The organism is Italian clover phyllody phytoplasma str. MA1, assembly GCF_000300695.1.
GTDB lineage: Bacteria > Bacillota_I > Bacilli_A > Acholeplasmatales > Acholeplasmataceae > Phytoplasma.
The window spans coordinates 1-284 of record NZ_AKIM01000077.1 but is presented as its reverse complement, the minus strand read 5'-3'; the positions used below and the strand labels follow the sequence as shown (position 1 = coordinate 284).

The 284-nt window shown below is 31.0% G+C and carries 1 pseudogene; it reads right to left on the bottom strand.

The features are described from left to right. Positions 1-31: 31 nt before the first annotated feature. A pseudogene (locus RI01_RS02530) lies at positions 32-284 on the bottom strand (endonuclease); the annotation flags it as partial.

The window sequence follows — 284 nt, the reverse complement described above, 5'->3', positions numbered from 1 at the left end:
CTTCAATTTGAAGGTCTTAGAGTTTTAATTATTATTTAAATTTACTTAATCGTTTTAAATAAGTTGTTTGTGATAATTCTTGTTTGGCTTTGGTTAAAAGTTCTAAGTATTTTTGACTAGCTTGGATCATTTTCGTGATAAAGGTTTGATCTTGATAAATCCGTACCACGTGATAGTTTTGTTCATGAAAATAGACTAAAAAGTAAGCGAAGTGCGCTTGAGAACAATAGAGTTGACATTGAACTTGAGCCCAGTAGTATTGAGGAATATTTTCGAGTTGAGGA